We start from the raw sequence: 20,217 nt of genomic DNA, 5'->3' as shown, positions 1-20,217 counted from the left end.
TCGCGGCCGATATTGGCGACCATCGTTCCATGAGCCAGACCGATCCCGCCGCCGGCCCGACCGCCGACCCCGCCGTCCCGCCCGCCCTGCAGGACGACAAGACCATGCCGCTGGTCGTCTACGCCCTCTATCTGGCCGGGCTGATCTCGGCCGGACTGACCGGGGTGGTGGGGGTGATCCTGGCCTATGTCAGCAAGGACGCCGCGCCCGACTGGCTGCGCACCCACTACGTCTTCCAGATCCGCACCTTCTGGCTGGCCCTGCTGTTCTCGGTGATCGGCGGCGTGCTGACGCCGGTCGGCATCGGCTTCGTGATCCTGCCCGCCGTCTGGGTCTGGACCGCCGTGCGCTGCATCCTCGGCCTCTCCTGGCTGTTGAAGGTCCAGCCCTATCCCACGCCCCGCAACTGGATGATCTGAATGAGCGACGCCGCCCAAAGCCCCGCCCGTATCGACGAGGACAAGCTCCTGCCGATCGTGGTCTACGCCCTGTACCTGCTGGGCTGCTTCAACGGCCTGACCATCCTGGTCGGATTGATCGTCGCCTATCTCAACCGCGAGACGGCCGGGCCGATCAACGCCAGCCACTACACCTTCGCCATCCGCACCTTCTGGCTGTCGATCTGGTGGTTCCTGATCGGCATGGCGCTGTTCCTGGTGGGATTGGCCCTGGCGGTGCTGCTGATCGGCATCCCGATGCTGATCGCCGGCGGCACGATCATGGGCGCGATCGGCGTGTTCTTCGTGGTGCGCTGCATCGTCGGCCTGGTCTATCTGCTGCAGGGCCAGGCCTATCCGCGGCCGAACGCCTGGCTGCTCTGACCCCGGCTTCCGTTAGGTCATGGGCGTTTCCCAGGCGCCCGGGTCGCCCGGCGCCCGATATGGCGGCGCTTGGCCCCGCCCCTTCCCCTGGCGGTTGAGACGGCTCGACGCCGGAGCGGCCCTGCGCTGACCTCCTCCTCCTTACGAACGGGTCGTGGAGGGGACGACATGCTGGCTCGGCTCGTGGGGGTCGTCCTCGGGACGATCCTGGCGACATCGGGATACGTGATCGCGGGTTTCGGCGTCCTGGGGGATTGGGCGCAGAACCTGGATCTCGGTCCCTTCGAGCCGCACCGTCCGTTCGTGGGCTGGGCGGCGGCGATCACGGGGGTCGTGCTCCTCGTCGCCGCCCTGACCCCGCGTCCCAAGCCCAAGGCCCGGCGCAGGCCGGCGCCGGTGGACCTGGAGCCGGTCGCCGAACCGGTCCTGGCCGTCGAGGCCGCGCCCGAACCGGCGCCGGTCGTCGCCGCGCCTGCCCCGCCCCCTGTCGCCACCCCGATCGTCGCGGCCGAGCTGCCGCCGCCCGCCCCGGCCGAGACCTTCGAGGGCCTCCGCGCCCGGCTGGTCAGCCTGAGCCGCCAGGAAGCCTGGTCCCAGGCGGCCCAGGCCCTGAACCACCTGCTGCGCATGGCCAGGGACGACCGCGAGAAGGCCGTGTCGCGCCGCGACCTGGGCGACTTCGCGCGCGGCCAGGGCCGGCTGGACGACGCCGCCGAGGCCTATGAGGAGGCGGTCAGCTACGCCCGCGCCGCCCGCGCCGCCGCGCCCCAGGGCGACTTCGCCGCCGACGAGCTGCTGGCCGGCGCCCTGTCGGGGGTCGGCGACGTGGCCGAGATGGAGGGCCGCCTGAACGAGGCCCTGGCCGCCTTCGAGGAGGCCCTGGCCCTGCGCCGCTCGCACGGCGGCCGCGAAGCCGCCGATCCCAACGCCCGCCGCGCCCTGTCGGTGTCGCTGGAGCGCCTGGCCGACCTGCGCGAGGACCGGGGGCACCGCATGCGGGCCCTGGACCTCTATCGCGAGAGCTACGACGTGGCCGCCCGCCTGGCGGCGGCCGACCCGGCGCGGTTCGGGGCCGACCTGGCGTCCACGCGGGCGCGGCTGGCGGAGCTGGAAGCGAAGGTGGCGGGGTAGCTTCGCCCCACCGCTCGCCCTACCGCTTGATGCTCAGCAGCTCCTCCAGCATCTGGTCCGCGGTGGTGATGATCTTCGAACAGGCCGAATAGGCCCGTTGGGTGGTGATCAGGCCGGTGAACTCGGTCGACAGGTCCACCGTGGAGGCTTCCAGGGTCGAGGGCGCGATCGAGCCCGCGCCGCCGTCGCCGGGCGTCTTGAGGCTGAAGCCGCCGCTCTCGTTGGTCACCCGATAGGCGTTGCCGTTGACCGCCTTCAGCCCGTCCGGGTTGGAGAAGGTGGCGATGGCGACCTGGGCGATGCGGCGGGTGACGCCGTTGTCGAAGATCGCCGAGACATAGCCCTTATCGTCGATCTCGATGTTGGTCAGGTTGCCGAACGCCGTGCCGTTGGTGTTGACCGACTGCACCACCGACTGGCTGTTGAACTGGGTCAGGCCGCCGGCGGCGTTGGCCAGGTCGATCTGGATGTCCTGGCTGTCGATGCCCAGGCCGTCGGCCCAGCGCGGGCCCGTGCCGGTGGCCAGCGGATCGGACGCGCCGATGCTGATCGAGGTCGGGTTGGTGGTGCCGAACAGGCCGCCGGTGCTGGCCAGCTTGCCGTCGTTGGTGAAGGTGATCTTGCCCGAGCTGATCAGGCCGTTGGCGTTGTTGTCCAGGTCGCCGGGCTTGGCGCGCAGTTCGGCGTACCACTCGTTGGGACCCGGCCCCTTGATCAGCGACAGGGTGATCGTGCGCTGGCCGCCCTTGGAGTCCGAGACCGGCAGCTGGATCTCGAAGTCCGGCTTGACGCCCTTGGTCGGGTCCAGGGCGTAGTCCGACATCGAGTTGGTGGCCGGGTCGTAGGCCCCGGCGGCGACGGCGTCGGCCTTGGTGGTCATACCCAGGTCGGACAGGTTCACGGTCTGGCCGGCGGTGGTCAGGGTGGTGACCGGAACGGTCGCGCCGGTGGGGAGGTAGCCGGTCAGGGCGCCGGTGGTGGGGTCGTAGGTGGCCGTGCCGGTGGACACCACGGTTCCCGCCCGGCTGATCGACACCGAATACTGGTTGCCGGTTCCGGTCGGGCTGTAGGTGACGGCGTAGTCCACGGCGGGCGTCGCCGCGGGGGTTTCCGGCACGGCGGTCTTGGTCACCTTGGCGTTGGCGGCCGCCGACACCGTCTGCTCGGAGCGCAGGTTGGCGTTGATCCCGGCCCGGGTGGTCTTCTCGGCGGCCCCGCCGACCGTGGCGACGTTGATGGACGACAGCCGCGACAGGTCCGAGGGGTCGGTGGTGATCATGCCGGTCACCGGGTCGGCCAGCCAGCCCTGGAGATAGAGGCCGGCGTCGTTCTGCAGGTAGCCCAGATTGTCGAGGGTGAACGAGCCGGCGCGGGTGAACGAGCGGGTGTCGGTGGGCGACAGGCCCTCGGGCTTCTCGGTGGTCACGAAGAAGCCGGCGCCCGAGATCGACAGGTCCAGGTTCGAGGTCGTGGCCTGGGACAGGCCCTGCTGGCTGATGAACTGGTGGGTCTTGGCCCCGACGCCGCCGGCGCTGTAGCTGCCGTTCTTGCTCTGCGAGGTGACCATCGACGAAAAGTTGGCCGAGCTGCGCTTGTAGCCGACGGTGTTGACGTTGGCGATGTTGTCCGAGATCGCCGCCAGGCTCGAGGAATTGGCGAGCAGGCCGGAAACCCCGGCCAGCATGGCGCTGTTGATGCTCATGACGTGTGGAACCCCATCCGGTTATCGTTGGCCGGACGCGGTGCAAGTCATGTGCGAGGCACGAAATTTCCAGGTAATGAGTAGTATAGATGGTTAATATAATTGCCGTTTACTATGTTTCGAGATCTTCTGCCGGGTAGGTTTTGCCAGGCGGCGCGACCGCACCATCTTATGGTTAACTGCGGCGGGCCATAAAAAATCCCGGAGAGCCGAGCCCTCCGGGATCTTCATTTCAGTAAGAGCGCCAGCTTAGGCCGGCACGAGCTCCCGCCGCACCAGGGCGGCGTAGGCGTCCATCAGCGACAGCGACAGCTGGCCCGGGGTGAACTTGAACTCGCCGATCTCCGACACCGGGGTGACCTCGGCGGCGGTGCCGACGATGAAGCACTCGGTGAAGGTCGACAGCTCGGCCTTCTCGATGTGGCGCTCGATCACCTGGATCCCGCGTTCCTTGGCGATCTGGATCACCGTCTGGCGGGTGATGCCGTTCAGGATGCAGTCCGGGATCGGGGTGTGCAGCGCGCCGTCCTTGACGAAGAACACGTTGGCCCCGGTCGCCTCGGCGATGTAGCCGCGGTAGTCGATCATCATCGCGTCGGCGAAGCCTTCCTTCTCCGCGGCGTGCTTGGAGATGGTGCAGATCATGTAGAGCCCGGCGGCCTTGGCGGCGGTCGGGATCGTGTTCGGGGCAGGACGGTCGTACTTGGCCCAGGTCAGGCGGATGCCCTTGGCCTTGGTCGCCGGGTCGAAATAGCTGGGCCAGTCCCACACGGCGATGGCCACGTGGATCTTGGTCTGCTGGGCCGACACGCCGATCATCTCGCTGCCGCGCCAGGCGATCGGGCGGACATAGCAGTCGGTCAGGCCGTTCTTGGCGGCGGTCGCCTTGCACGCCTCGTCGATCTCGGCCACCGTGTAGGGGATCTTGAAATCGAGGATTTCGGCCGATTTGAACAGGCGCTCGGTATGCTCGGTCAGCTTGAAGATCTCGCCGCCGTACATCCGCTCGCCTTCGAACACCGACGAGGCGTAGTGAAGGCCATGGGTCAATACGTGCACCTTCGCGTCCCGCCAGGCGACGAACTGGCCGTCCAGCCAGATCCAACCATCGCGATCGTCGAAGGGAACGAGAGACATCGGTCCAAGACCTCCTTATTTGGAACCCGGCTCTTAGACGCCCCGAGCCGGCGAAGGTCAAATAAAATGGACGCAAGCTGATGGCCGGGCCGCTTTCACCCGGCCCTTCCCCCGGCGGGATCGGGGGATCGACCGACCCCCGCCTGATCCTGGGCGAGGAGCAGCTGGACAGCGGGCTGGAGCTGCTGCTGCTGGCCGAGGCGGGCCTGTGGGCGGCGGTCGACACGGCCCTGGAGGGCGAGGGGCCGGGCCTGGGACGCTCGCACTGGCGCGCCGCCTTCCTGCTGCGCCGTCGCCCCGGCATCGGGGTGCAGGACCTTTCCAAGCTGACCAGCCTTTCGAAGCAGGCGGCCAGCAAGACCCTGTCGGACCTGCAGCGCCTGGGCCTGGCCCGCAAGGCGTCCGGCGACCTGGACGCCCGCCGGCGGCCGGCCGAGCTGACCCCCGAGGGGATCGCCTTCGAGTACCGGGTGGCCGAGCGGCTGCGCACCCTGCTGGGCCGCGCCTATCGCACCGGGGGCCTGGACGGCGTGGCCGGGACGCGGCGCATCCTGGCGGCCCTGGCCGGACCGCGCCAAGGTGTCGGCCTCAATCGTCGGGACGGGCTATGACCCCAGAAGAACGCGCGGAGCGCCACCTGCTGGTCGTCGACGACGACGACCGCATCCGCACCCTGCTCAAGGAATTCCTGGCCCGCGCCGGCTTCCGGGTCAGCGCCGCCGCCGACGCCGCCCACGCCGACCGGCTGACGGGCGCGATGGACTTCGACCTGCTGGTGCTGGACGTGATGATGCCCGGCGAGGACGGTTTCTCGTTCACCCGGCGGCTGCGGGCCCGGGGCGGCGAGGCCGGCAGGACGCCGATCCTGATGCTGACCGCCCGCGACCAGACCAGCGACCGGATCGAGGGCCTGACCCACGGGGCCGACGACTACCTGGCCAAGCCGTTCGAGCCGCGCGAACTGCTGCTGCGCATCGAGTCGATCCTGCGCCGCTCGACGCCCAAGCCGTCGGGGCCGCGCGCCCTGAGCCTGGGGGCCTGCGCCTTCGAGCCCGAGCGCGGCGAGCTGACCCGCGATGGCGAGCCGATCCGCCTGACCGAGGCCGAGGTCGCCCTGCTGCGCCGCCTGGCCAAGGCCGCCCACGCGCCCGTCGACCGCCTGGAGCTGGCCCGCGACACCGTCGACGCCACCGGCCGCGCCGTCGACGTCCAGGTCACCCGCCTGCGCCGCAAGATCGAGCCCGATCCGAAGAATCCGAGATATCTGCAGACCGTGCGGGGCATCGGCTATCGGCTGGCGCCGGACTGATGTTCCGCTTCCGCACCCGCCTCTACATCCCCCGCCAGATCAAGCGGTGGCTGCCGACCTCGCTGTTCGGGCGATCGCTGCTGATCATCGTCCTGCCGGTGGCGGTGATGCAGATCGCCGTCACCTGGGCGTTCTTCGACGCCCACTGGGAGACCGTCACCAGCCGCCTGTCCGAAGGCCTGGCCGGCGACGTGGCCTGGGCGGTGCAGACCTACAAGGACGATCCCTCGCCCGAGGCGCTCGACAAGATGGCCGAGCGGGCCGAGGAGTCGATGTCGCTGTCGATCGCCCTGCAGAAGGGCCGCAAGCTGCCGACCGGCCAGCGGCCCTCGCTGTTCGCCTCGCTGGACCGCTCGCTGCGCACGGCCCTGGACGACCGGCTGGACGACCCGTTCTGGTTCGACACCACCCGCTATCCCGGCCACGTCGACATCCGCGTGCAGGTCAAGGAAGGCGTGCTGCGGATCATCGCCCCGCGCGACCGCGCCTTCGCCACCCAGGGCCACATCTTCATCCTGTGGATGGTGGTGGCGACCCTGCTGCTGACGGCGGTGGCCATCCTGTTCATCCGCAACCAGGTGCGGGCCATCGAGCGCCTGGCCGACGCGGCCGACGCCTTCGGGCGCGGTATCGACCAGGCCGCCTTCAAGCCGCACGGCGCGCGCGAGGTGCGCCAGGCGGCCTCGGCCTTCCTGGCCATGAAGGCCCGAATCCAGCGCCATATCGAGCAGCGCACCGCCCTGTTGGCCAGCGTCAGCCACGACCTGCGCACGCCCCTGACCCGGCTGAAGCTGGAGATCGCCCTGGCCGAGCCCAGCCCGCAGTTGGAGGCCATGGCCCGCGACCTCTCCGAAATGGAGCACATGATCGACGAGTACCTGGCCTTCGCCCGGGGCGAGGGCGGCGAGGAGGCCCGCCAGGTCATGCTGCGGCCGCTGATCGAGGGGGTCTGCGAGGGCGCCCAGCGGGCCGGGGCCAAGGTCGAGGTGTCGATCGGCGACGACCTGTCGGCCATCCTGCGGCCCCAGGCCTTCAAGCGGGCCCTGGCCAACCTGATCGACAACGCCGCCGCCCACGGCGAGACCGTGCGGGTCTCGTCCACCGCCGCCCCCTCGGGCGGCGTGTGGATCTTCGTCGACGACGACGGCCCCGGCATCCCCGACGACCGCCACGAGGAGGCCTTCCGGCCCTTCAACCGCCTGGACGAGTCGCGAAACCAGAACGAGAAGGGCGTGGGGCTCGGCCTAGCCATCGCGCGGGACATGGCGCGCGGGCTGGGCGGCGAACTGACGCTGCAGAAGTCGCCGATGGGCGGGCTGAGGGCGGTGCTCAGACTTCCGGGATGAGCGGATCAAATTGGGGACATGCACATGTATATGTCCCCAGCCGCCCCTACCGCATCGCCGCCTCGATGAATCGCGGCCCCGGCTCCCGCATCGCCCGGGCCATCGCCGCGTCGAACGCCTCGGCCGTCTCGACCCGTTCGGCGGGCACGCCCAGGCCCTGCGCCACCGACACCCAGTCGATCCTCGGATCGCCCAGGTCCAGCAGCCGCGACGCCGCCGGGCCCGGCTCGCCGCCGCCGGTGCGGCCCATCTCGATGCCCAGGATGCGGTAAGCGTGGTTGGCGAACACCACCACCGTCACGTCCAGCCGCTCGCGGGCGATCGTCCACAGGCCCTGGACCGTGTACATCCCCGCCCCGTCGCCGTTCAGGCTCAGCACCTTGCGGTCGGGACAGGCCACGGCCGCGCCGATGGCCAGGGGCACGCCCTGGCCGATGGCCCCGCCGGTCAGGGACAGCCAGTCGTGGGCCCGGGCGTTGCGGGTCTGGGTGAAGATCGGCAGACCGGCGGTCACCGCGTCGTCCGAGATGATCGCCCCGGCCGGCATATGGCGGGCGATGGACGCGCCCATGGCCCAGGCGTCCAGCTTGCCCGAAGGGGCGGCGGCCGGGGCGTAGGGCTCGACCGCGCCCGCCGCCGGCGCGTCCAGCGCCTGGGCCAGGGCGTCCAGGGCGGCGGCGGCGTCCGTGGCCCGGTCGCACAGGATCGCGGTCGCGCAGCCGTCGGGGACCAGCACGCTGGGCCGGTCGGGATAGGCGAAGAAGGCCACCGGCGCGGTCGTGGCGACCAGCACCATCAGGTCGACACCCTCCAGGTCCTTCAGGGCCTGCTCGCCGAAATAGGGCAGCTTGTCGGGGCGGAAGCGGCCCTCGCCACGCGCCTGGCGGGCGGTGAAGGTGTCGGTCAGCACCCGTACGCCCGCGGCCGCGATCCGCCCGGCGGCGGCCACGGCGGCCTCGCCGCACGCGCCAGAGCCGAGCAGCAGCACGGGCTTGGCGGCCGCCTTCAGGGCCTTGACCACGGCGGCGACGGCGGCGGGGTCCGGGGCGCGGAACCTCGGCCGGTCGATCGTCGGCCCCGCGACGGTCGTCGCGTTCCAAGCGCTGTCGGCCGGCAGGATCAGGCAAGCGTTCCCGCCCGGCGTCCCGAAGCTGGCGGCCACCGCCTCGGCGGCCAGGGGACCCACGGCGTCGGCGCTGTCGGCCGACTTGACCCACAGCGAATTGGGCGCGGCCAGGGCGGCGATGTCGGAGTTCAGGGGCGCGTCGTACTGGCGGTGATCGGTGGCGTGGTCGCCGATGACGTTGACGATGGGGGTGTAGGCCCGCCGGGCGTTGTGCAGGTTGGCCGCGCCGTTGGCGTAGCCCGGCCCCAGGTGCAGCAGGGTGCAGGCCGGCGTCCCGGTCATCCGCCCCCAGCCGTCGGCCGCCCCGGTCGCCACCCCCTCGAACAGGCACAGCACGCTGCGCATGCGCGGCTCGCGGTCCAGGGCCGCGACGAACTGCATCTCGCTGGTGCCGGGATTGGCGAAGCAGGCGGTGACGCCGTTGTCGGCCAGGGTGGTGATCAGGGCGTCGGCGCCGTTCATGGTCTTCTCCGTACCGTTCGGGAGAAGCTTCCGACATTTCGGGAGACCCGCCAACGGGGTTGCGGGTTCACCCTCGGGGAAGGTTGCGGGGACAGTGCTGTCCGTCGCAGTCTGGCCCGCGCCGAAGCGTCGCCGAAGAGCGGACCGGCAACGGGGAAACTGAATGTCTCGATCAAATCTGGCCAAGGCCGTCCTGGCCGCCTCGGTCCTGGCCGGGGTCAGCTACGTGGCGGCCTGGAGCCTTCCCCTGTCGCCCGCCGCCGAGCTGACCTGGAAGGGCCTGGGCGTCGGGCTGCTGGCGGTCTATGCCGCCCTGAACGTGCGCAGCCTGGACGGCTGGCTGCTGACCCTGGTCATGGCCTTCGGCGCCCTGGGCGACGTGCTCTTGGGCGCGGCCGGGCTGACGGTGGGGGCCCTGGCCTTCCTGGCCGGACACCTGGTCGCCATCGGCCTCTACGTTCGCAACCGTCGCCCGAGCCCGTCGAGGAGCCAGGTCGCCCTGGCCGCGGCGCTGGTCCCCGCCGTGGTGGTCATCGCCTTCCTGCTGCCCGCCGACCGCGCCGGCGCGCCGGGCGTGGCGGTCTACAGCCTGGGCCTGGCCCTGATGGCGGCGACGGCCTGGCTCAGCCGCTTCCCGCGCTTCCGCGTCGGGATCGGGGCGCTGATGTTCGTGGTCTCCGACCTGATCATCTTCGGCCGCAACGGCCCCTGGCCGGACAACTTCGCCACCGGCCTGGCGGTGTGGGGGCTGTACTACTTCGGACAGCTGCTGATCTGCGTGGGGGTGGTGAAGGTGCTGAGCCTGAAGGAGGGGACACACACTCACGCCAAGGCCTAGCCAGGATGAGCACCGATCATAGGGTGAGTGTGTGTCCCCCAAGTCGTCCATGGCCTCAGCCGAACACCATCACCCCGTCGTCCGGCTCCTCGGCGAACAGCCGCTCCATCTCCGCCGGGCGCCGTTCGCGCGCCAGGGCCTGGTTGATGTAGCCCTTGTCGGTCAGCTCGCCGGACGCCGCGTCGGGCGCGCCGTCCAGGATCAAGGCGCGGGTCACCTTGCCGCCGCCCTTGGCCAGGCCGTTCAGGCGCTCCAGGCCGTTGCGGATCGCCGCCTTCACCGCCGCCGGATCGCCGATCCGCAAGGCCGCCTTGGGGTCGAGGAACAGCATCAGCCCCACGCCGGCCCGCCCCTCGCCGCAGACCACCGCGTCCGACACCGCCCCGGCGATCGCCGACACCGCCGCCACCCGCAGGGCTCCGGCCACCACGAAGGTGCCGTTGGCCAGCTTGAAGTTCTCGACCAGCCGCCCGTCGAACACCAGGCCCGCCGACGGGTTCAGCCGGTCGGCCAGCTTGGCCGCGTCGCCCAGGCGGTAGAAGCCGTCCTCGTCGAACGCCGCCGCCGAAGCCTCGGCCATGCCGAGGTAGCCGGGCGAGACCTGCGGGCCCTTCACGCGGATCTCGAACTTGTCGGGCGGGCCGTCGGCCACCGGGACCAGCTTCACCGACGTGCCGGGCGTGGGCAGGCCCACCATGCCCGAGCGGGCGTTCAGCCAGTGGATGTTGCAGGCCGTCGGGCCGGTCTCGGTGGCGCCGTAGCCGGCGGCGAAGGTCACCCGGCAGCCGATCGTGCGCAGGGCCACGGCCTGGACCCGGTCGAGGATCGACTGGGCCATCGACGCCCCGCCGTACTGCAGCACCCGCACCTTCTCGAAGAACTTCGTCGCCAGGGCGTGGTCGCGCTCCAGCTCGCCGACCAGCAGGCCCCAGCCGGCCGGGACCATGTTGTGATAGGTCGTCGCCACCTCGCGCAGGTTGCGGACCGTCTCGTCGAAGCGGCCGGTCACCGGCTGGCCGGCGTCGATGTACAGGGTCCCGCCCCGGTGCAGCACCATGTGCAGGATGGCGTTGGCGCCCAGGCTGTGGCTCCAGGGCGCGGAATTGACCAGCACCGGCGGGTCGGGGTCCTCGTAGCAGGCGGCGATCTGGGCGGCGTTCAGGGCGATGTTGGCGTGGGTGCAGATCACCGCCTTGGGCAGGCCCGTCGAGCCGGAGGTCAGCAGCAGCTTGGCGGTGTCTTCCGGCCGGCAGACGGGCGAGACAGGATCGCCGGCGGCCAGGGCGTCGAACGTCGTGTCGCCCTCGCGCGCGTTGCGGCTGGCCACCACCGGCAGCCCCTCCAGGAAGGGCGCAGCCAGGGCGTCGGCGAAGGCCTCGGCGTCGTCGACATAGACCGCCGCCGGCTTCAGGCGCTCGACCGCGAAGGCCAGGCGGGTCAGGTCCGCGCCCTTCAGCCCGTACTGCGGCGAGACCGGAGCGATCGGCGCGCCCAGGCTCATGGCGGCGTAGCCGATCAGGGCGTGGTCGACGCCGTTGCGGGCCAGGATCAGCAGCGGCTTGCCGCGCGAGAGGCCCAACCGTGACAAACCGCCCGCCAGCCGGGCGGCCTGGTCGGCGGCCTCGGCGTAGGTCACCGTCCGCCAGCCGTTCGCGCCCGGCTCTGGCCGCTCGGCCAGCCAGACGCGGTGCGGCGCCTGCGAAGCCCAGCGGGCCAGGGGCGCGGTCACGGTCTGGACGGTGCGGGAATAGGGGGTGGGGTTCTTGAGGATCAGGACGTCGCCGCGTCGCTCGACCTCCAGCGCCGGGGGCGCGTAGCGGGCGTCGCGGAACGGTGCGTGGGTCTCTGACGTCCCATCCATGAGTCGAAGTGTTAACCACGGTGGAGCGGGTGGCAATCCCACCGTTTGAACCGATGAGCTTGCGGAATCCCTCTCTCATAGAGAGAGGGAGGGGCCCGCCGCCGCAGGCGGTGGGAGGGTGAGAGGTTTCACCGCCGGCCGGCAAATCCGGAGCCATTCAGCCTTCGGTCCAGACTTCCACCCTCGATGCGACCGCCGACACAGTGCTGTCTTCGTCCGAGCTTGGTTCTGAGAGATTGTAACCTCTCACCCTCCCACCGCTTCGCGGCGGGCCCCTCCCTCTCTCTATGAGAGAGGGGTTCTAACCACCGCCTCTCCCCTTCTCCGCTCCAGCCACAGCCGCTCGGCCGGGGCCGGGCCCAGGGCCAGGGCGCGGTCGTAGGCCTCCAGCGCCTCGCCGCTCCGCCCCAGCCGCGCCAGCAGGTCGGCGCGCACCGCGTGGAAGGGGCCGAAGTCGCGGAAGGCGGTGGAGTCCAGCCAGTCGACCTCGGCCAGGGCCAGGGCCGGGCCCGAGACCTCGGCCACCGCCACGGCGCGGTTCAGCCGCACCACCGCGTCGTCGCGCCAGCGCAGCAGGGCGTCGTAGAGCGCCAGCACCGTCGGCCAGGGCGGCGGCTCGTCCAGGTCGGCGCGCGCGCACCAGGCCGCGTGGATGGCCGCCTGCAGCTGGCGCGGACCGGGCCGCCGTCGGCCGGCGGCGCGGCGCAGCAGCTTTTCGGCGTCGACGATCAGCGGCCGCCTCCACAGGGCCGGGTCCTGTTCGGACAGCGGCGTCATCGCCCCCGTGTCGTCCAGCCGGGCCGGACGGCGGGCCTCGGCGTAGCGGACCAGGGCGGCGAAGGCCAGGCACTCGGGCTCGTCGGGCAGCAGATCGGCCAGCACCGCGGTCAGGTCCAGCATCTCCTGGGCGTAGCCGGCGTGCTGCCCGGCCCCGGCCGCGTCCTCGTGGGCCTTGGCGTAGGCGATCTCCAGGGTCGACAGCACCGCCCCGATCCGTTCGGGCCAGGCCTCCGGGCCGGGCACCTCGAAGGCGATGCCGGCCTGGGCGATCTTGCGCTTGGCCCGCACCAGGCGCTGGGCCAGGGTCGGCTCGGGCACCAGGAAGGCCCGGGCGATCTCCTGGGTGGACAGGCCGCAGACCAGGCGCAGGGTCAGGGCCGCGCGGGCGTCGGGGGCCACGGCCGGGTGACAGCAGACGAAGATCAGCCGCAGCCGCTCGTCGGGGATGAGGCGCGCATCGTCGACCATGACGTCCTCCGCGCTGGGGGGCTGGGGCGGCGGATCCGGAACCAGCCGGGTCCGCACGCCGCGCCGCCGCAGCATGTCCAGCGCCCGCCGCTGGGCGACGCTGTAGAGCCAGGCGGCGGGGTCGCGCGGCTCGCCGTCCTTCGGCCAGGCCTGGGCCGCGTTCAGGCAGGCCTCGGCGAAGGCCTCCTCGGCCAGGTCCAGGTCGCGGAACTTGGCGGCCAGGGCGGCGATCACCCGCCCGCCGTGCGCCCGCGCCGCCTGGTCGAGGAGGCTCCTGGCCATGACGGATCAGGTGGTCCCGTCGATGATCGGCCGCACCTCGACCGAGCCGTCGCCCTGCATCGGCAGCTTGCGGGCCCAGGCCAGGGCGGCGTCCAGGTCGGGAGCCTCGATCACGTAGAAGCCGCCTAGCTGCTCCTTGCTCTCGGCGTAGGGCCCGTCGTGCAGCGAGCACTGGCCGGCCGCGCGGCGCACGGTGGTGGCGGTGGCCGTGGGCTTCAGGCCCGCCCCGCCGCGCAGCACCCCCTTCTGCGCCAGTTCGCCGGCGAAGGCCTCGTGCTGGGCGAAGATCTCGCGCCAGGCCGGGGTGTTCTCCTCGCCGTACAGGGCCTCGTCCTCGTAGATCACCAGAGCGTATTGCATGGGTCTGTTCTCCTTGACGACCGGGCCGGCCACGCGCCGCCGATCATGCACCAGAGACGCAGGCCCCTCATCGGACTCGACATTCGCCCTTTCGAATTATTTTCGAGGGCCGGTTCAGTCCGGACTATGGGCGATCGCGCGGACCTCGACCTTGCCGCCGGGGATGTGCGGGATCTTGCGCGCCCAGGCCTCGGCGGCGGCCATGTCGGGCGCGTCGATCAGGTAGAAGCCGGCCAGCTGCTCCTTGGTCTCGGCGAACGGCCCGTCGTGGACGATCTGGCCGTCGGCGTTGGTGGTGATCGTGCGGGCGGCCGGGGTGTTGGCCAGGCGCGCCGCCGACCAATCCATGCCGCTGGCCCGCAGCTCGCCCTGCAGCGTCTCGTGCCGCGCGACGATGTCCGGCAGGGCGGCCTGGCCCTCCGGCCGCGCCCAGTCGGCTTCCGAGGAATAGATCAGCAGCAGGTACTTCATCGGACCCTCCATCGGCGCGCGACCCGCGCCCTCGGCGATAGACGCGCGAGGCGGGGCGGATTCGACAGGGGGCGAGGAAAAAAGTCGAGGGCAATGCGGCGAACACTTGCCCCCTACGGGTCGCTTCGCGACCGTCTTCCCCCATCGGGGGAAGAGCCGCGCCGAGCGCGAAGGCTCCGCCCCCTGCGGGGGCGGACAGACCGCGAAGCGGTCAGGTGGGGACAAATGGGTGTGAGCCTAGCTCGCCAGCGTCTCCAGGAACCGCACCGGCGCGCCCGTCCCTTCCGCCACGATCTCGTCGTCGCGCATGACCACGGTCCCGCGCACGATGGTCGCCACCGGCCAGGCCTTGGCCTCGAAGCCGTCGAACGGGGTCCAGCCCGAGCGGGTGGCCATCCAGTCGTGGGTGATGGTCCGCTTGGCCTTCATGTCGACGATGGTGAAGTCGGCGTCGAAGCCCTCGGCGATGCGGCCCTTGTCGGCCAGGCCGAAGATGCGGTTCACGCCGTGGCTGGTCAGGTCGACGAAGCGCTCCAGGGTCAGGCGGCCGTTCGCGACATGGGTCAGCATGATCGGCACCAGGGTCTGGACGCCGGGCATGCCCGAGGGCGAGGCCGGATAGGGCCGGGCCTTCTCCTCGCGGGTGTGGGGGGCGTGGTCGCTGCCCAGGACGTCGGCGATACCGGTCTCGATGCCGCGCCAGACCCCGGCCACGTGCTCGGCCGAGCGGATCGGCGGGTTCATCTGGGCGAAGCCCTTCAGGCGCTCATAGGCCTCGGGGGCCACCAGGGTCAGGTGCTGGGGCGTGACCTCGACGCTGGCGACGTCCTTGTGCTTGGCCAGGAAGTCGATCTCCTGGTGCGTGGTGACGTGCAGCACGTGGATGCGCTTGCCCAGCGACTTGGCGATGCGGACCAGGCGCTCGGTCGACTGCATGGCGGCCTGGGCGTCGCGGACCTCGGGGTGGCTGGTCCAGTCGCCCGGACGGGCCAGGGCGCGGCGCTCGGCCAGGCGGTACTCGTCCTCGGAGTGGAAGGCGGCGCGGCGGTTGACGTGGCGCAGCACGTTCTCGACCCCGGCGTCGTCCTGCACCAGCAGGGTGCCGGTCGAGGCGCCCATGAACACCTTGATGCCGCAGCAGCCCGGCAGGCGCTCCAGCTCGCCCAGGAACGTCGCGTTCTCGTGGGTGCCGCCGACATAGAAGGCGTGGTCGGTGTGCATGCGGCCCTTGGCGCGGGCCAGCTTGTCGGCCAGGGCGTCGGGGTCGGTGGTGGTGGGCTCGGTGTTGGGCATTTCGAAGACGGCGACCACGCCGCCCAGGGCCGCGCCGCGCGAGCCGCTCTCCAGGTCTTCCTTCCACTCCAGGCCCGGCTCGCGGAAGTGGACCTGGCTGTCGATCACCCCCGGCAGGACGGTCAGGCCCGTGGCGTCGAACACCTCGCCGGCCGAAGCCTGGCCGAGGTCGCCGATGGCGACGATCTTGCCGTTGCGCACGCCGATGTCGGTGAAGCCCCGCCCCGCGTGATTGACCACCTCGCCGCCGCGCACGATCAGGTCGAAGGTCTGGGTCATGGAGCGGCTCCTGCCGAGTGCTGGGGAGGGGTTTGAGGCGGTCTAGGAGCCTGCCCCAGCCGCCGCAAGACCAAATATCGACATTGACCCCCGCGCGCGACGAGCGCACGTCCCGTCAATCTTTTCAACGCGACGAGGCTCCCATGGACTTTTCCCGACTCCAGACCGCCAGCAAGGTCACGGACGAGTGGAAGTATCCGCAAGGCGCGCCGAACCGGACCGGCATGCTGCAGGTCGACAGCGGCCCCGACCACACCCTCTACTGGGAGGAGTACGGCGCGCCCCACGGCGAGCCGGTGATGTTCCTGCACGGCGGTCCCGGCGGGGCCTGCGCGCCGGTGATGTCGCGGTTCTTCGATCCCAAGCGCTATCGCGTGATCCTGTTCGACCAGCGCGGCTGCGGGAAGAGCGCGCCCACCGTGGCCTCGCACGGCCCGGCGGTGGCGCTGCAGAAGAACGACACCGACCACCTGGTGGCCGACATCAACCGCCTGCGCGACGCCCTGGGGATCACCGGCCGGATGCACGTGTTCGGCGGCAGCTGGGGCAGCACCCTGGCCCTGGTCTACGCCATCCGCCATCCCGAGCACGTGGCCTCGCTGATCCTGCGCGGCATCTTCCTGGGGACGCGCGAGGACCTGCTCTACATGTACCAGGGCAACGCCGCGGTGTTCGACAAGACGCCCTACGCCCTCAGCGAACCCGGCGCCTACGTGACCTATCCCGACGAATGGAAGGCCTTCGTCGAGGTCATCCCGCCGGAGAAGCGCGGCGACATGATGGGGGCCTACAAGGCGATCTTCGACGGCCGGCCCACGGCCGAGGCCGACAAGCAGGCCCAGCTGCGCGCGGCCCTGGCCTGGTCGGTCTGGGAGGGCGCGATCTCGAACATGATCCCCGAGCAGGGCGACCCGGGGAAGTTCGGCGAGGCCGACTTCGCCCTGTGCTTCGCCCAGATCGAGGCCCAATTCTTCGCCCAGGACCTGTTCCTGGAGCCCGACTACATCGCGCGGAACGTCGACAAGATCGCCGGCCTGCCGATCCACATCGTCCACGGCCGCTTCGACCAGGTGTGTCCCCTGACCCAGGCCTCGCGGCTGGTGGAGGCGCTGGCCGGCGTGGGGGTCAAGCCGGAGACCTACGTGCTGACCAACGCCGGCCACAGCGCCATGGAGGGCCAGACGGTGATCGCCCTGACGGCGATCATGGACGGGCTGGGGAAAATCTGAGAGCCGCCCCAAATGCCCGTCATCCGCGGAGGTGTTCCGAGGATGACGGGCGTGAGGGCGCCAATCGCGACCGGCGAAGCAAGGAGGTCGGCGTTGCCTCCATGGCCAAGCTCGCCCATCCTCGGGAGATGAAGCGCATCCTGCTCCCGATGCTCGCCCTGGCCGCCGGTCTGCTGTCGACCAGCTGCGGGGGCCACGTGCCCGCCGCCCTCCCCAAGGCCGAGGCCGCGTCGTGTCGGGCGGGCGGCGGCTACGAAAGTCGGGCGGCCTTCGGATACCCGATCTGCCAGCATGACTACGCCGACGCGGGAAAGGTCTGCAGCGGCAAGAGCGATTGCCAAGGCGGCTGCCTGTTCGACTCGGTTCAAGGCCCGGCGACGCCGGTGGGCACGGCGGTCATCGGACATTGCCAGCCGACGGCGTACTATCCGGGCTGCTACGCCCGGGTCGAGGGCGGGAAGACGTCCGGCCCGGAAATCTGTTTCGACTGAACCGATCCCGGGTCAGCCGGGGTCGCGACCTTCGTCGACATGAGCGGAGCTAGGAGCCGCGTCCTCGAGAACCGGCGTGTCGACCTCGGGCTCCGCCGCATCCTCCAGCACCGGCTGCAGCTCCGGCTCCAGGCCGGCGTCCTCGACGGTCGCTTCCGGCGCATCTTCCTCGACGACCTCGACGGGCGCCGCCTCCTTCGCCGCCTTCACCTCGGCCAGCAGCGCCTTGGCCGCCTTGACCACCGTGGTGACCGGCAGGTCGCTCATGTGGCGGATGGCCTGGGACAGGTCCGGATCGACGGCCAGGAACTGCTCGAAGCTGCGCGGGCCGCGCACGGCCTTGGTCCACGGTCCCCATGGGCCGTAGCGGCGCTCGTCCGAGGGGCCGAACAGGCCGATGGTCGGGATGCCCGCGGCGGCGGCGATGTGCATCAGGCCGCTGTCGTTGCCGATGAACAGGTCCGCCCGCTTCAGGGCCGCATAGGCGGTCAGGAGGTCCACCTTGCCGGTCAGGTCGATATAGCGGCCGCGGGCCGAGGCCATGCGCAGCTCCTCGACCATCCGCTCGTCGCCCGGACCGCCCAGGATCATCAGCCGCCCGCCTTCCAGCGGACCGCCGGGACCCAAGAGCTGCTGGGCCGTCTGGGCGAAGCGCTCGATCGGCCAGATCTTGCCCACCCAGTTCGAAGCCGGGCCCACGGCCAGGATCGGCCCTTCCGGCTCGCCCCGGCGCGTGGCCAGCAGCTGGTCGGCCAGGGCCTGGACCTCGGGGGTGATGTAGAGGTGCGGGGCGGGCGGGTCGCCCTCCAGCTTCAGCACGCGGGCGGCGTCGATCACCTTGTGCAGGATGTCGGGCGACTTCTTCCAGATCGCCCGCTTCTCGCGGCGCAGGAACAGGGCCGTGCCGCTGCCGCGCAGGTCGACGACCAGGCCCCACTTCTTGTGGCGCACCTGGTTCCACAGCTTGAACCAGTGCCCCTTGCCCTTGCCCTTCTCCATGACGATCACCCGGTCCAGGCCAGGCACATGGGCGAACAGCGGCGCGGCCAAGGGCCCCGAGACGATGGTGAAGCGGGCGTTGGGAATCTGGTCGGCCAGGAAGCGGATCAGGCCGGACGACAGCACGGCGTCGCCGATCCGCGTGGCGGTGATGAAGAGAATCGGGAAGGCCCGCTGTGTCATCCGTCCTTGTATAAGGCGGGTCGCGAGTCGGCGCATCCCTCGATAACGGCTCAGCTTTCCGTTCTTTGGCGGCGCCCGGGAGAGGTCAGGGCCGACGCCGGATCGTCACGAAACGGCGCCAGGATGCCCCGCACCGGACACCGGAGCGGACCTCGATGACCAGCATCTCTCCGTATCGCGTTCTCTTCCTGTCGCGGCGCGACACCGCCCGCAGCATCATCGCCGAGGCGATCATGAACCAGAAGGGCGCCGGACGCTTCGTCGCCTTCAGCGCCGGCGTGGCGCCCGGCGACAAGGCCGACCCCGTGGCCCTGCGCGCCCTGGCCCGGGCCGGCTACGACGCCTCGGACCTGAAACCCCAGTCGTACAAGGCCTTCGCCAAGGCCGAGCCGATGGATTTCGTCTTCACCCTCAGCGACACCGCGCGCGGCGAGCCGATGCCCGAATGGCCCGGCCAACCGGTCACCGCCCACTGGGCCTGCGAGGACCCGCTGCGGGCCGAGGAGGATCCGGTCGAGATCGCCCTGGTCTACGCCCGCATGCTGGGCGGGCTGGAGCGGCGGATCGAGACCTTCATGCAGCTGCCCTTCCAGTCGCTGGACCGCATCAGCCTGACCCACCAGGTGGACGCCATCGGCAAGGCGTAGCGGCCGCGTTCCGTCGCCCCCAACCGTTGTCATCCCGGAAGCCTCCAGAGGCTGTCCGGGATGACAACCGAAATTCAAAGCTCCAATCGCGCCCAAAGGCTCGAACGCTGGCGGGGACCAGAGCCGGGGCCTATATCGGCGGGGTGAACCAGATCGCCGCCTTGCCCTCGCGGGCCGTCATCGCCGTCTCGGGCCCCGACGCCCGCAGCTTCCTCAACGGCCTGCTGAGCCAGGAGGTCGAGACCTTGGCGTCCAGCGAACTGCGCTTCTCCGGCCTGCTGACCCCGCAGGGCCGTCTGCTCTACGACCTGTTCGTGGCGGGCGTGGAGGACGGCCTGCTGCTGGACGTGGCGGCCGAGCACCGCGACGCCATCCTGACGCGCCTGACGATGTACAAGCTGCGGGCCAAGGTGGAGCTGGCGGCCAGCCCGCTTGGCGTGTTCGCGGCCTGGCCCGCGGCGGGCGGTTTCCCGGACCCGCGCCTGCCCGCCCTGGGCTCGCGTCTCTACGCCGAGGACCAGGCGACCACCGCCACGGAGGACGACTACGAGGCCCACCGCCTGGCCCTGGGCGTTCCCGGCCCCGCCGACTGGGGGACCGACAAGACCTACCCCATCGAGGCCGACTTCGACCTGCTGAACGGCATCGACTTCAAGAAGGGCTGCTTCGTCGGCCAGGAGACCACCAGCCGCATGAAGCGGCGCGGCACGATCAAGAACCGCATGCTGCCCATCGTCTTCGGCGGTCCCGCCCCCGCCTTCGGGACCGAGGTGCTGGCCGGAGAGCTCCGGGCCGGCGAGGTGCTGTCGGGCCGCGACGGCCGCGCCATCGCCCTGCTGCGCCTGGACCGCATCGAGGGCGCGGACCTGACGGCGGACGGCCGCGCGGTGACCGTGGACCGGCCGGACTGGCTGCCCGCGGCCTGATCCCCGCGACCATGGACGATTTTTAAGATTCATCCGCATTGAGCGAACGCCGAGGTCCGGCCACTCTCCCGACAAC

At 70.9% G+C, this 20,217-nt stretch carries 20 protein-coding genes; 11 read left to right on the top strand and 9 right to left on the bottom strand.

From position 1 onward, the window contains the following. The first annotated feature begins 29 nt into the window (after positions 1 to 29). The 3 genes from WAE60_RS08660 (at position 30) to WAE60_RS08650 (ending at position 1,952) form a co-directional block, all read left to right on the top strand. A complete protein-coding gene (locus WAE60_RS08660) occupies positions 30 to 419 on the top strand; it encodes a DUF4870 domain-containing protein (RefSeq protein ID WP_337685769.1) in 390 nt (129 codons plus the stop codon). Beyond that, positions 420 to 821, top strand: a complete 402-nt coding sequence (locus WAE60_RS08655) for a hypothetical protein (RefSeq protein WP_337685768.1) — start codon at positions 420 to 422, stop codon at positions 819 to 821. Positions 822 to 989: 168 nt separating this feature from the next. After that, entirely contained in the window at positions 990 to 1,952 is a 963-nt protein-coding gene (locus WAE60_RS08650; protein ID WP_337685767.1) for a tetratricopeptide repeat protein, read from the top strand. Between the two features lie 19 nt (positions 1,953 to 1,971). On the opposite strand, the gene flgE is transcribed toward WAE60_RS08650, so the two are convergent. Next, positions 1,972 to 3,654: a flagellar hook protein FlgE gene (flgE, locus tag WAE60_RS08645; protein ID WP_337685766.1), complete on the bottom strand. Its 1,683-nt coding sequence runs from the start codon at positions 3,652 to 3,654 to the stop codon at positions 1,972 to 1,974. 249 nt (positions 3,655 to 3,903) lie between these two features. After that, entirely contained in the window at positions 3,904 to 4,791 is an 888-nt protein-coding gene (locus WAE60_RS08640) for a branched-chain amino acid aminotransferase (RefSeq protein WP_337685765.1), read from the bottom strand. A gap of 80 nt (positions 4,792 to 4,871) precedes the next feature. On the opposite strand from WAE60_RS08640, the gene WAE60_RS08635 reads away from it, so the two are divergent. From WAE60_RS08635 to WAE60_RS08625, 3 genes are read left to right on the top strand one after another with little or no spacing between them, the layout of a single operon-like run. Further along, entirely contained in the window at positions 4,872 to 5,402 is a 531-nt protein-coding gene (locus WAE60_RS08635) for a helix-turn-helix domain-containing protein (RefSeq protein ID WP_337685764.1), read from the top strand. Then, entirely contained in the window at positions 5,399 to 6,100 is a 702-nt protein-coding gene (locus WAE60_RS08630; protein ID WP_029908538.1) for a response regulator, read from the top strand. The genes WAE60_RS08635 and WAE60_RS08630 overlap by 4 nt, the downstream gene beginning before the upstream one ends. Next, positions 6,100 to 7,446 (top strand): ATP-binding protein, encoded by a 1,347-nt coding sequence (locus WAE60_RS08625; RefSeq protein ID WP_029908541.1) that lies wholly within the window; start codon positions 6,100 to 6,102, stop codon positions 7,444 to 7,446. Before WAE60_RS08630 ends, WAE60_RS08625 begins: the two co-directional genes overlap by 1 nt. Before the next feature lie 46 nt (positions 7,447 to 7,492). On the opposite strand, the gene WAE60_RS08620 is transcribed toward WAE60_RS08625, so the two are convergent. Further along, positions 7,493 to 9,034, bottom strand: a complete 1,542-nt coding sequence (locus WAE60_RS08620; protein ID WP_337685763.1) for an acetolactate synthase large subunit — start codon at positions 9,032 to 9,034, stop codon at positions 7,493 to 7,495. A gap of 163 nt (positions 9,035 to 9,197) precedes the next feature. Between WAE60_RS08620 and WAE60_RS08615 the strand changes: the two genes are divergently transcribed. After that, complete coding sequence (locus tag WAE60_RS08615) at positions 9,198 to 9,872, top strand: lysoplasmalogenase family protein (protein WP_337685762.1); 675 nt, start codon at positions 9,198 to 9,200, stop codon at positions 9,870 to 9,872. Between the two features lie 55 nt (positions 9,873 to 9,927). Here the strand turns inward: WAE60_RS08615 and WAE60_RS08610 are convergent, their stop codons facing one another. The 5 genes from WAE60_RS08610 to WAE60_RS08590 all read right to left on the bottom strand — a co-directional run bounded on the left by WAE60_RS08610 (position 9,928) and on the right by WAE60_RS08590 (position 15,666). Further along, the gene (locus WAE60_RS08610) at positions 9,928 to 11,733 is read right to left on the bottom strand and encodes a feruloyl-CoA synthase (RefSeq protein ID WP_337685761.1); all 1,806 of its coding nucleotides are present in this window, start codon (positions 11,731 to 11,733) and stop codon (positions 9,928 to 9,930) included. Positions 11,734 to 12,018: 285 nt separating this feature from the next. Beyond that, positions 12,019 to 13,263, bottom strand: coding sequence for a sigma-70 family RNA polymerase sigma factor (locus WAE60_RS08605; RefSeq protein ID WP_337685760.1), 1,245 nt, complete (start codon positions 13,261 to 13,263; stop codon positions 12,019 to 12,021). Positions 13,264 to 13,269: 6 nt separating this feature from the next. Then, entirely contained in the window at positions 13,270 to 13,623 is a 354-nt protein-coding gene (locus WAE60_RS08600; protein WP_337685759.1) for a YciI family protein, read from the bottom strand. A gap of 114 nt (positions 13,624 to 13,737) precedes the next feature. Further along, on the bottom strand, positions 13,738 to 14,094 hold the full coding sequence (locus WAE60_RS08595; protein WP_337685758.1) for a YciI family protein: 357 nt from the start codon (positions 14,092 to 14,094) through the stop codon (positions 13,738 to 13,740). A gap of 237 nt (positions 14,095 to 14,331) precedes the next feature. Next, a complete protein-coding gene (locus tag WAE60_RS08590) occupies positions 14,332 to 15,666 on the bottom strand; it encodes a dihydroorotase (RefSeq protein ID WP_337685757.1) in 1,335 nt (444 codons plus the stop codon). A gap of 143 nt (positions 15,667 to 15,809) precedes the next feature. Here WAE60_RS08590 and pip point away from each other — a divergent pair, with 143 nt between their 5' ends. Both pip and WAE60_RS08580 read left to right on the top strand, forming a co-directional pair. Then, on the top strand, positions 15,810 to 16,895 hold the full coding sequence (gene pip / locus WAE60_RS08585; protein WP_337685756.1) for a prolyl aminopeptidase: 1,086 nt from the start codon (positions 15,810 to 15,812) through the stop codon (positions 16,893 to 16,895). Between the two features lie 101 nt (positions 16,896 to 16,996). Beyond that, on the top strand, positions 16,997 to 17,386 hold the full coding sequence (locus WAE60_RS08580) for a hypothetical protein (protein ID WP_337685754.1): 390 nt from the start codon (positions 16,997 to 16,999) through the stop codon (positions 17,384 to 17,386). A 12-nt stretch (positions 17,387 to 17,398) separates the two neighbouring features. On the opposite strand, the gene WAE60_RS08575 is transcribed toward WAE60_RS08580, so the two are convergent. Beyond that, positions 17,399 to 18,568, bottom strand: a complete 1,170-nt coding sequence (locus WAE60_RS08575) for a glycosyltransferase family 9 protein (RefSeq protein ID WP_337685753.1) — start codon at positions 18,566 to 18,568, stop codon at positions 17,399 to 17,401. A gap of 155 nt (positions 18,569 to 18,723) precedes the next feature. Here WAE60_RS08575 and WAE60_RS08570 point away from each other — a divergent pair, with 155 nt between their 5' ends. Continuing rightward, positions 18,724 to 19,215, top strand: coding sequence for an arsenate reductase ArsC (locus tag WAE60_RS08570; RefSeq protein ID WP_337685752.1), 492 nt, complete (start codon positions 18,724 to 18,726; stop codon positions 19,213 to 19,215). 143 nt (positions 19,216 to 19,358) lie between these two features. Further along, complete coding sequence (locus tag WAE60_RS08565) at positions 19,359 to 20,141, top strand: folate-binding protein YgfZ (protein WP_337685751.1); 783 nt, start codon at positions 19,359 to 19,361, stop codon at positions 20,139 to 20,141. The last annotated feature ends 76 nt before the right edge of the window (positions 20,142 to 20,217 follow it).

Origin of the sequence: Caulobacter sp. CCG-8 (genome assembly GCF_037402475.1) — a bacterium.
Classification (GTDB): domain Bacteria; phylum Pseudomonadota; class Alphaproteobacteria; order Caulobacterales; family Caulobacteraceae; genus Caulobacter.
This window is presented reverse-complemented; position numbering and strand designations above follow the sequence as displayed.